Origin of the sequence: Pseudomonas rossensis (genome assembly GCF_039888995.1) — a bacterium.
GTDB lineage: Bacteria > Pseudomonadota > Gammaproteobacteria > Pseudomonadales > Pseudomonadaceae > Aquipseudomonas > Aquipseudomonas rossensis.
On the sequence record NZ_JBBWCB010000016.1, the window covers coordinates 55,407 to 65,851 of the forward strand.

The 10,445-nt window shown below is 59.6% G+C and carries 8 protein-coding genes; 6 read left to right on the top strand and 2 right to left on the bottom strand.

The genetic code is table 11. The features are described 5' to 3' along the window. Positions 1–144 precede the first annotated feature (144 nt). From xdhA to guaD, 4 genes are all read left to right on the top strand, one after another. Positions 145–1,599 carry a xanthine dehydrogenase small subunit gene (gene xdhA, locus WLY71_RS07125; protein ID WP_347803004.1) on the top strand — a complete coding sequence of 485 codons (1,455 nt, stop codon included), beginning with the start codon at positions 145–147 and terminating at the stop codon, positions 1,597–1,599. Then, positions 1,592–3,991, top strand: coding sequence for a xanthine dehydrogenase molybdopterin binding subunit (xdhB, locus tag WLY71_RS07130; protein WP_347803005.1), 2,400 nt, complete (start codon positions 1,592–1,594; stop codon positions 3,989–3,991). The genes xdhA and xdhB overlap by 8 nt, the downstream gene beginning before the upstream one ends. 137 nt (positions 3,992–4,128) lie before the next feature. Next, positions 4,129–4,974 (top strand): xanthine dehydrogenase accessory protein XdhC, encoded by an 846-nt coding sequence (gene xdhC, locus WLY71_RS07135; RefSeq protein WP_129442835.1) that lies wholly within the window; start codon positions 4,129–4,131, stop codon positions 4,972–4,974. 8 nt (positions 4,975–4,982) lie between these two features. Beyond that, entirely contained in the window at positions 4,983–6,287 is a 1,305-nt protein-coding gene (guaD, locus tag WLY71_RS07140) for a guanine deaminase (protein WP_033055675.1), read from the top strand. 88 nt (positions 6,288–6,375) lie between these two features. Here the strand turns inward: guaD and WLY71_RS07145 are convergent, their stop codons facing one another. Next, positions 6,376–7,140: a GntR family transcriptional regulator gene (locus tag WLY71_RS07145; RefSeq protein WP_129442830.1), complete on the bottom strand. Its 765-nt coding sequence runs from the start codon at positions 7,138–7,140 to the stop codon at positions 6,376–6,378. Positions 7,141–7,498: 358 nt separating this feature from the next. On the opposite strand from WLY71_RS07145, the gene WLY71_RS07150 reads away from it, so the two are divergent. Next, complete coding sequence (locus tag WLY71_RS07150; protein WP_347803006.1) at positions 7,499–8,689, top strand: benzoate/H(+) symporter BenE family transporter; 1,191 nt, start codon at positions 7,499–7,501, stop codon at positions 8,687–8,689. Positions 8,690–8,833: 144 nt separating this feature from the next. Here the strand turns inward: WLY71_RS07150 and WLY71_RS07155 are convergent, their stop codons facing one another. After that, positions 8,834–9,178 (bottom strand): YggL family protein, encoded by a 345-nt coding sequence (locus WLY71_RS07155; RefSeq protein ID WP_007896965.1) that lies wholly within the window; start codon positions 9,176–9,178, stop codon positions 8,834–8,836. A 232-nt stretch (positions 9,179–9,410) separates the two neighbouring features. Here WLY71_RS07155 and dacB point away from each other — a divergent pair. Beyond that, positions 9,411–10,445, top strand: a 1,035-nt coding sequence (dacB, locus tag WLY71_RS07160; RefSeq protein ID WP_347803007.1) for a D-alanyl-D-alanine carboxypeptidase/D-alanyl-D-alanine endopeptidase, incomplete at its 3' end; no start/stop codon positions are given.

The window sequence follows — 10,445 nt, forward strand, 5'->3', positions numbered from 1 at the left end:
AGGGTCAATAATGAAGGTACGCGTCGTTGATCGACAAAATGCTATTTCCTGACCTTTAAGTCAGAAAATCATTGACCGCAAAGTCAGACCTGATAAATTCGGTTCAAGTCGGTTAACAACAATAATGAGTCTGCGAGGCCTTCCGTGATCCAGTTTTTACTTAACCAGGAACTCCGTAGCGAGCACGCCCTGGACCCAAACCTGACCGTGCTCAATTATCTGCGCGACCATGTGGGCAAACCCGGCACCAAAGAAGGCTGCGCCAGCGGTGACTGCGGCGCCTGCACCGTGGTGGTTGGCGAGCTGCAAACGGATGACGATGGCCGCGAACACATTCGCTATCGCAGCCTCAACTCGTGCCTGACGTTCGTTTCGTCACTGCACGGCAAACAACTGATTAGCGTCGAAGATCTTAAGCACCAAGGCGAGCTGCACAGCGTGCAGAAAGCCATGGTCGAGTGCCACGGTTCGCAATGCGGCTTCTGCACCCCGGGCTTCGTGATGTCGTTGTTCGCGTTGCAAAAGAACAGCGATCAACCGGATGCTCATAAAGCCCACGAAGCGCTGGCCGGCAACCTCTGCCGCTGCACCGGCTATCGGCCGATTCTGGCTGCCGCCGAACAATCCTGCTGCGGCAAGCAAACGGACCAGTTCGATGCGCGTGAAGCCGACACCATCGCTCGCCTGAAAGCCATCGCCCCTACCGACATCGGCGAACTCAACAGTGGCGACAAACGCTGCCTGGTGCCGCTGACCGTTGCCGATCTGGCTGACCTCTACGACGCTTATCCACAAGCCCGCCTGCTGGCCGGCGGCACGGATCTGGCGCTGGAAGTCACGCAATTCCACCGCACCCTGCCGGTGATGATCTACGTCGGCAACGTCGCCGAGATGAAGCGTATCGAACGTTTCGACGATCGTCTGGAAATCGGCGCCGCCACTGCCCTCTCCGATTGCTACGAGGCCTTGAAAGCCGAGTACCCGGACTTCGGAGAATTGCTGCAACGCTTTGCTTCGCTGCAGATCCGCAACCAGGGCACCCTCGGCGGCAACATCGGCAACGCCTCGCCCATCGGTGACTCGCCGCCCCTGCTGATTGCACTCGGCGCGCAGATTGTCCTGTGCAAAGGCGAAGTCCGCCGCACCATGGCCCTGGAAGATTACTTCATCGATTACCGGGTCACCGCGCGGCAAGAAAGCGAGTTCATCGAAAAGATCATCGTGCCGCGTGCCAGCGCCGAACAACTGTTCCGCGCCTACAAGGTGTCGAAACGTCTGGACGATGACATTTCCGCCGTCTGCGCCGCGTTCAACCTGCGCATCGACAACGGCGTGATCGCCGACGCTCGCGTCGCCTTCGGCGGCATGGCTGCTACACCAAAACGTGCCAAGGCATGCGAAGCCGTATTGCTCGGCGCCACCTGGAACAACGACACCGTTGAACGCGCCTGCGCTGCGCTGGCCGAAGATTTCACGCCGCTCTCGGACTTCCGCGCCAGCAAGGAATACCGCCTGCTCAGCGCGCAAAACCTGCTGCGTAAATACTTCATCGAACTGCAAACACCGCACATCGAGACTCGGGTGACCGCTTATGTCTAATCATCACGCCGTAGAGAAGACCCAGGCCGAATTGGCTGAACTGTTCGCCAAGGACCTGACCACCGGCGTCGGCCGCAGCGTCAAGCACGACAGCGCCGACAAGCATGTGTCCGGTGAAGCGCAGTACATCGACGACCGTCTGGAATTCCCGAATCAGCTGCACGTTTACGCACGGCTGTCGGACCGCGCCCACGCAAAAATCATCAGCATCGACACCCGGCCTTGCTACGCCTTTGAAGGCGTGCGCATCGCTATCACCCACAAAGATGTGCCGGGCCTGAAAGACATCGGTCCATTGCTGCCGGGCGACCCGCTGCTGGCCATCGACGATGTGCAATTCGTCGGTCAACCGGTGCTCGCCGTCGCCGCGAAAGACCTGGAAACCGCACGCAAAGCCGCGATGGCCGCGATCATCGAATACGAAGATCTGGAGCCGGTACTGGACGTGGTTGAAGCGCTGCGCAAACGCCACTTCGTGCTCGACAGTCACACGCATCAGCGCGGTGATTCGGCCGGTGCCCTGGCAACCGCCGAGCATCGTATCCAGGGCACGCTGCACATTGGCGGCCAGGAACACTTCTACCTCGAAACCCAGATCTCTTCGGTGATGCCGACTGAAGACGGAGGGATGATCGTCTACTGCTCGACGCAGAACCCCACCGAAGTACAGAAGCTCGTCGCCGAAGTGCTCGATGTGTCGATGAACAAAATCGTCGTCGACATGCGCCGCATGGGCGGTGGTTTCGGCGGCAAGGAAACCCAGGCCGCCAGTCCGGCGTGCCTCTGCGCAGTGATCGCGCACCTCACCGGCCAGCCGACCAAAATGCGCCTGCCGCGCGTCGAAGACATGCTGATGACCGGTAAGCGTCACCCGTTCTACGTCGAGTACGACGTCGGCTTCGACAGCACCGGCCGCCTGCACGGCATTGCGCTGGAACTGGCCGGTAACTGCGGTTGCTCGCCGGACTTGTCGGCGTCGATTGTCGACCGCGCGATGTTCCACGCCGACAACTCGTACTACCTGGGCGACGCGACCATCAACGGTCACCGCTGCAAAACCAACACCGCATCGAACACCGCTTACCGTGGCTTCGGCGGCCCGCAAGGCATGGTTGCCATCGAAGAAGTGATGGATGCGATTGCCCGTCATCTGGCCCTCGATCCGCTGGCGGTGCGCAAGGCCAACTACTACGGCAAGACCGAGCGCAACGTCACCCATTACTACCAGACCGTCGAGCACAACATGCTCGAGGAAATGACCGCCGAACTCGAAGAAAGCAGCCAGTACGCCGAGCGCCGCGAAGCGATCCGTCGCTACAACGCCAACAGTCCGATCCTGAAAAAAGGCCTCGCGCTGACCCCGGTGAAATTCGGTATTTCCTTCACCGCCAGCTTCCTCAACCAGGCCGGTGCGCTGATCCATGTCTACACCGATGGCAGCATCCACCTGAACCATGGCGGCACCGAAATGGGTCAGGGCCTGAACACCAAAGTCGCGCAGGTCGTGGCTGAAGTGTTCCAGGTGGAAATGGACCGCGTGCAGATCACCGCGACCAACACCGACAAGGTGCCGAACACCTCGCCGACCGCCGCTTCCAGTGGCGCCGACCTTAACGGTAAAGCCGCACAGAACGCGGCGGAAATCATCAAGAAACGCTTGGTTGAATTTGCCGCGCGGCAGTACAAAGTCAGCGAAGAAGACGTGGAATTCCACAACGGTCACGTGCGGGTTCGCGATCACATCCTGACCTTTGAATCGCTGATCCAGCAGGCGTATTTCGCTCAGGTTTCGCTGTCGAGCACCGGGTTCTACAAGACCCCGAAAATCTTCTACGACCGTAGCCAGGCGCGGGGCCGGCCGTTCTACTACTACGCCTTCGGCGCAGCGTGCTGCGAGGTGATCATCGACACCCTCACCGGCGAGTACAAAATGCTGCGCACCGACATCCTCCACGACGTCGGCGACTCGCTGAACCCGGCGATCGACATCGGCCAGGTCGAGGGCGGTTTCATCCAGGGCATGGGCTGGCTGACCATGGAAGAACTGGTGTGGAACAACAAAGGCAAACTGATGACCAACGGCCCGGCCAGCTACAAGATCCCGGCGGTGGCGGACATGCCGCTGGACCTACGGGTGAAGCTGGTGGAAAACCGCAAGAACCCGGAAGACACGGTGTTCCATTCCAAGGCCGTGGGTGAGCCGCCGTTCATGCTGGGTATTGCGTCGTGGTGTGCGATCAAGGACGCCGTGGCCAGTCTAGGCGACTACAAGCATCAACCGAAAATCGACGCACCAGCGACGCCGGAGCGGGTGTTGTGGGGCTGTGAGCAGATGCGCCAGTTGAAGGCGGCGAAGGCTGTCGAGGCTGAGCCGGAGTTGGCTTCGCTCTAAGACCGAGGCGCGGCTATCGCGAGCAAGCTCGCTCCCACAGGGTTATGTGGTGATTTATGGACCAATACAAATCCAATGTGGGAGCGAGCTTGCTCGCGATGAGGCCCGAACAGACAACAGAGATGTTGAGGTGAAACATGTACAACTGGATCGACGCCCTCGCCGACCTGCAATCCCAGGGTGAACCCTGTGTGTTGGTCACCATCATCGAAGAGCTCGGCTCGACGCCGCGTAACGCCGGCTCGAAAATGGTCATCAGCGCCAGCCAGACCTTCGACACCATCGGTGGCGGGCATCTGGAATACAAGGCCATGCAGATCGGCCGCGAGATGCTGGCCAGCGGTAAGCAGGACACGCACCTTGAGCGCTTCAGCCTCGGCGCCAGCCTGGGCCAGTGCTGTGGCGGCGTGACGGTGTTGCTGTTCGAACCGATGGGCCAGGTCCAGGCGCAGATTGCCGTGTTCGGTGCCGGCCACGTCGGCCGGGCGCTGGTGCCGCTGCTCGCCAGCTTGCCCTGCCGGGTGCGCTGGATCGATTCGCGGGAAGCCGAATTCCCGGAACAGATCCCCCACGGCGTACGCAAAATCGTCGCCGAAGAACCGGTGGACGAAATCGATGACCTGCCCGCCGGCAGCTACTGCATCGTCATGACCCACAATCACCAGCTCGACCTCGAACTCACCGCCGCGATCCTCAAGCGCAACGACTTCGCCTACTTCGGCCTGATCGGTTCGAAGACCAAACGGGTGAAATTCGAACACCGCTTGCGGGACCGTGGTTTCGACAGCGCCGTGCTGCAACGCATGCGCTGCCCGATGGGCATCGGCGAAGTCAAAGGCAAGTTGCCTGTGGAAATTGCCATCTCCATCGCCGGCGAAATCATCGCCACCTATAACGCCAATTTCGGCCAGCACACCGCCAGCGCCGGATCATCGATCGCCAAACTGCTGCCTGCCTCACGCCGCAGCCAAGCCACGAATTGAGAAATTTTATGCCTCTGACTCGCAAAGCCTACCGCGCCGCCATTCTGCACAGCATCGCCGATCCTGCCGAAGTCGGTATCGAAGCCTCTTACGAGTATTTCGAAGATGGCCTGCTGGTGGTCGATAACGGCCAGATCAGCGCTCTTGGTCACGCCAGCGACTTGCTGCCGACCCTGCCGGCCGACATCGAAATCACCCATTACCAGGATGCGTTGATCACCCCAGGCTTCATCGACACCCACATTCACTTGCCGCAAACCGGCATGGTCGGTGCCTACGGCGAGCAACTGCTGGACTGGCTCAACACTTACACCTTCCCGTGCGAAAGCCAGTTCGCCGACAAGGCTCACGCCGACGAAGTCGCGGGCATTTTCATCAAGGAACTGCTGCGCAACGGCACCACGACGGCGCTGGTATTCGGCAGCGTGCACCCGCAATCGGTGAATTCGTTCTTCGAAGCCGCCGAGCAGCTGGACCTGCGGATGATCGCCGGTAAGGTGATGATGGACCGCAACGCCCCGGACTACCTGACCGACACCGCCGAATCCAGCTATGTCGAAAGCAAGGCGCTGATCGAACGCTGGCACGGCAAGGGTCGCCTGCACTATGCGGTCACCCCGCGGTTCGCCCCGACCAGCACCCCGGAACAGCTGACCCTCGCCGGCCAGTTGCTCAGCGAATTTCCTGACGTGTACATGCAGACCCACATCAGCGAAAACCTCAAGGAAGTGGAGTGGGTCAAGGAGCTATTCCCGGAGCGCAAGGGCTACCTGGACGTCTACGACCACTACAAACTGCTCGGCGAGCGCTCGGTGTTCGCCCATGGCGTGCACCTGTGCGATGACGAGTGTGCGCGGCTGGCTGAAACCGGCTCGGCGATCGCCTTCTGTCCGACGTCGAACTTTTTCCTCGGCAGCGGCCTGTTCAACCTGCCGATGGCCGAGAAGCACAAGTTGAATGTCGGCCTCGGTACGGACGTTGGTGGCGGCACCAGTTTCTCGCTGCTGCAAACGTTGAACGAAGCGTACAAGGTCATGCAGATGCAAGGCGCACGACTGAGCCCGTTCAAATCGCTGTACCTGGCGACCCTCGGTGGTGCGCGTGCGCTGCGTCTGGAAGACAAGATCGGCACCCTGCAACCGGGCACTGATGCGGACTTCCTGGTGCTGGACTACAACGCCACACCGCTGCTGAGCTATCGCTTGAAGCAGGCCAATAACATTGCCGAGACGTTGTTTGTGTTGATGACGCTGGGGGATGACCGGACGGTGTTGCAGACGTATGCGGCGGGGAATCAGGTGCATCAGCGTTAAGATATTCCGGACGTAAAAAATCCCCCGTTGCTTTACAGCACGGGGGATTTTTGTTGCCTGTCAATAGATCAAAAGCAACAACCGACAATCAGAGTTTGACCGCTGGCCGCCCTGGCTTCTTGGTCTGCAACAAATGCGAGAACACCGCATGCAAATCATCCGACGCGCTTTCTTCGTCCAGGTTGAGTTTGCTGTCGATGTGATCCATGTGATGCATCATCAGGTCCACCGCCAGCTCAGCGTTGCGCGCTTCGATGGCGTCGATCAGCTGGGTGTGCTCGTCGTAGGAACAGTGGGAGCGATTGCCGCTTTCATACTGGGCAATGATCAACGACGTCTGGGACACCAGACTGCGCTGGAAGCTGATCAGCGGCGCATTTTTCGCGGCTTCGGCCAACTTCAAGTGGAACTCGCCCGACAGACGAATACCGGCGCCGCGATCGCCACGGGAGAAGCTGTCGCGCTCGTCGTTGACCATCTGGCGCAACTCGGCAATCTGCTCGGCAGTGGCGTGCTGCACCGCCAATTCAGTAATCGCACGCTCCACCAGACGCCGGGCCATGAACACCTGGCGAGCCTCTTCGACACTCGGGCTGGCGACGACAGCGCCACGGTTCGGCCGCAGCAGCACGACGCCTTCATGGGCCAGGCGCGACAGCGCGCGGCGAATGATGGTGCGACTGACCCCGAAAATTTCCCCCAGCGCTTCTTCGCTCAACTTGGTACCGGGCGCCAGACGCTGTTCGAGGATGGCCTCGAAGATATGCGCATAGACAATATCGTCCTGGGTACCGCTGCGGCCGGCTTTGCCTGCTCGCGGTTGTTTCTTTAGGGGTTGCAACTGTTCGTTCATGGGCACTCGAGTCGGAAGAACTGCGGCGAATTGACCGTGACTGTAATACGGCACAGTGGGTCGCTGGCAAGTATCGCGTAAAAAACACTGCGATTGTACACAATGGAGGGTGGCAACACGACTGTACGGCTGTTTGTCGCTTCCGCTGTATTGCAACGACTGGTTACTTTTGAGTTTAGGCTTGAACGCAGAATCCGCAGCCTGAATGCAATTCCCTGTGGGAGCGTGGCTTGCCCGCGAAGGCGTCGTGTCAGTCAACGTTGATATCGACTGACACGAAGCCTTCGCGGGCAAGCCACGCTCCCACAGGGTTCAGCGTTGATTCGACATCTTTATCAGAACAAGGAACACCGCTGTCATGAACGACGTCACACACACGCAGCTACGCCCTCTGGCCGACACGTCGCCTTCAGCCATCGTCGCCGGCTTCATCGCGATGATGACCGGCTACACCAGCTCGCTGGTGCTGATGTTCCAGGCCGGGCAAGCGGCGGGTCTGACCAGCGGGCAGATTTCCTCGTGGATCTGGGCGATCTCGATTGGCATGGCGGTGTGCTCGATTGGCCTGTCTCTGCGTTACCGCACGCCGATCACCATTGCCTGGTCGACACCCGGCGCGGCGTTGCTGATCACCAGTCTGGGCGGCGTGACCTACGGCGAAGCCATTGGCGCCTACATTACCTGCGCGGTGCTGGTGACGATTTGTGGTTTGACCGGCAGCTTCGAGCGGCTGGTGAAAAAGATTCCGGCTTCATTGGCAGCGGCGCTGTTGGCGGGGATTCTGTTCAAGATCGGCAGCGAAATCTTCGTCGCCGCGCAGCATCGCACCGCGCTGGTATTGGGCATGTTCTTCACTTATCTGGTGGTCAAACGCCTGTCGCCGCGTTATGCCGTACTGGCCGCGCTGTTGATCGGCACGGCGCTGTCAGGGTTCATGGGCCTGCTGGACTTCAGCGGTTTTCATCTGGAAGTGGCGACGCCGGTCTGGACCACGCCGCACTTCTCCCTGGCCGCGACCATCAGCATCGGCATTCCGCTGTTTGTCGTGGCGATGACCTCGCAGAACATGCCCGGCATCGCCGTTCTGCGCGCCGACGGTTACACCGTGCCGGCCTCGCCGCTGATCACCACCACCGGCATCGCTTCGTTGCTGCTGGCGCCGTTCGGTTCCCACGGGATCAACCTGGCGGCCATCAGCGCGGCGATTTGCACCGGGCCGCATGCCCATGAGGATCGCAACAAGCGCTACACGGCGGCCGTCTGGTGCGGGATTTTCTACGGGATTGCCGGAGTGTTCGGCGCGACACTGGCGGCGCTGTTTGCCGCGCTACCGAAAGAGTTGGTGCTGTCGATTGCGGCACTGGCGTTGTTCGGCTCGATCATCAATGGCTTGAGCATCGCCATGAGCGAAGTGAAGGAACGTGAGGCAGCACTGATTACCTTTATGGTCACGGCGTCGGGGCTGACGCTGTTTTCCATCGGTTCGGCATTCTGGGGGATTGTGGCGGGGGTGTTGACCTTGCTGATCTTGAACTGGCGTAGAAACTAAAAGATCGCAGCCTCGTTGCACTCGACAGCTCCTACCTTGGAATGCGTTTTCCCTGTAGGAGCTGTCGAGTGCAACGAGGCTGCGATCTTTTGATCTTCCAGACATAAAAAAACGGCGACCCTCAGGTCGCCGTTTTTCATGACATCAAGCTACCGGATTGATCGGCTTTTCCGGGTACCAGACGTCGATCAGCGGGCTGACGGTTGCTTCAGTCAGTTCGCTGCGGCCTTTGAGCCAGGCTTCAACAGCGGCACGCTGCTCTTCGGACACCGAGCCACGCTTCTGCAGGCAAACCAGACCGAAGTCGTCGCCGCCAACATAGCCCAGACCGTTGGCTTCCATGGCTTCTTTCAGGAACGCGTCGAGGAAAGCATCAATGGCTTCATCGGCCAAATCTTCTTTGAAATCCAGGTTCAGTTCGAAACCCAGCTCTTGAAATTCATCGACGCACAGTTTTTTGCGCAGACGCTGGGAACGGTTAGTCGCCATTGGAACAATCCTCATAAGTAATAACGGGCGGCACTTTAGCAGTTTAAGGCGCCGATTGCCCGTCTCTCTGGGTTGCAAGCCCTACCGTCGGTAAAAAATAGCGGATTAGAAGGCCAGGGCACGGCACAAGCCGCTACACCTTGGGGCATAATGCCGACACTTTCATGACCACTGAGGGAATTTATCTTCATGCCCTCGTCTTTTCCCCCTCGGCTGTAGGGTTTTATTACAGATGATCAAATCTTTGCGTCCCTTGTTGCTGGCCAGTCTTCTTTTTCCCCTGGCCCTCCCCGTTTCCGCCGCCACCATCAACACCGGCCTGTCGCCCAACGTTGAAAAAGCCCTCAAGGCCAGCAAGATGCAGGACAACGCCCTGTCGCTGGTGATGATCCCGCTCAACGGCCCTGGCACCCCGACGATTTTCAATGCTGACGTCTCCGTCAATCCGGCCTCGACCATGAAACTGGTCACCACTTACGCGGCGCTGGAAATGCTCGGCCCGAACCACCAGTGGAAAACCGAGTTCTTCACCGACGGCACGCTCAGCGGCGGCATCCTCAACGGTAACCTCTACCTCAAGGGTGGCGGCGATCCGAAGCTGAACATGGAAAAACTCTGGTTGCTGATGCGCGACCTGCGCGCCAACGGCGTGACGCAAATCACCGGCGACCTGGTGCTGGACCGCAGTTTCTTCGTACAACCGCAACTGCCCCAGTTCAACGACGATGGCAATGACGACAACAAACCGTTCCTGGTCAAACCCGATTCACTGCTGGTCAACCTCAAGGCCCTGCGTTTTGTGGCGCGTAACGACAACGGCAGGGTTCTGATTTCGGTAGAACCGCCGATTGCCAAGATTCGCATCGAAAACCAGGTCAAAGCCGTCAATTCCAAGCAATGCACCGGTGGCGTGCGTTACAACCCGGTGCCCCAGGCCGATGGCAGCGTGACCGTGACGGTTGGCGGCCAGTTGGGCGAGGGTTGCAGCTCCCAGACTTACCTGTCGCTGCTCGACCACGCGACCTACACCGCAGGCGCCGTGCGAGCGATCTGGAAGGAACTGGGCGGCAGCATTCAGGGCGTGGACCGTTTGGCGCCAACACCCAAAGACGCCAAGGTCCTGGCTCGGGCCTTCTCGCCGGACCTGGCGGAAATCATCCGCGACATCAACAAATACAGTAACAACACCATGGCCCAGCAGCTGTTCCTGAGCCTGGGGGCGAAGTTCCGCACCGAGGCCGACGGTGACGATGCCAAGGCTGCACAG

Bases quoted from the DNA above. Each gene is read 5' to 3' on its own strand.
- WLY71_RS07145 (WP_129442830.1), bottom strand. From the start codon at position 7,140: ATGAACGAACAGTTGCAACCCCTAAAGAAACAACCGCGAGCAGGCAAA.
- xdhB (WP_347803005.1), top strand. From the start codon at position 1,592: ATGTCTAATCATCACGCCGTAGAGAAGACCCAGGCCGAATTGGCTGAA.
- xdhC (WP_129442835.1), top strand. From the start codon at position 4,129: ATGTACAACTGGATCGACGCCCTCGCCGACCTGCAATCCCAGGGTGAA.
- WLY71_RS07155 (WP_007896965.1), bottom strand. From the start codon at position 9,178: ATGGCGACTAACCGTTCCCAGCGTCTGCGCAAAAAACTGTGCGTCGAT.
- WLY71_RS07150 (WP_347803006.1), top strand. From the start codon at position 7,499: ATGAACGACGTCACACACACGCAGCTACGCCCTCTGGCCGACACGTCG.
- guaD (WP_033055675.1), top strand. From the start codon at position 4,983: ATGCCTCTGACTCGCAAAGCCTACCGCGCCGCCATTCTGCACAGCATC.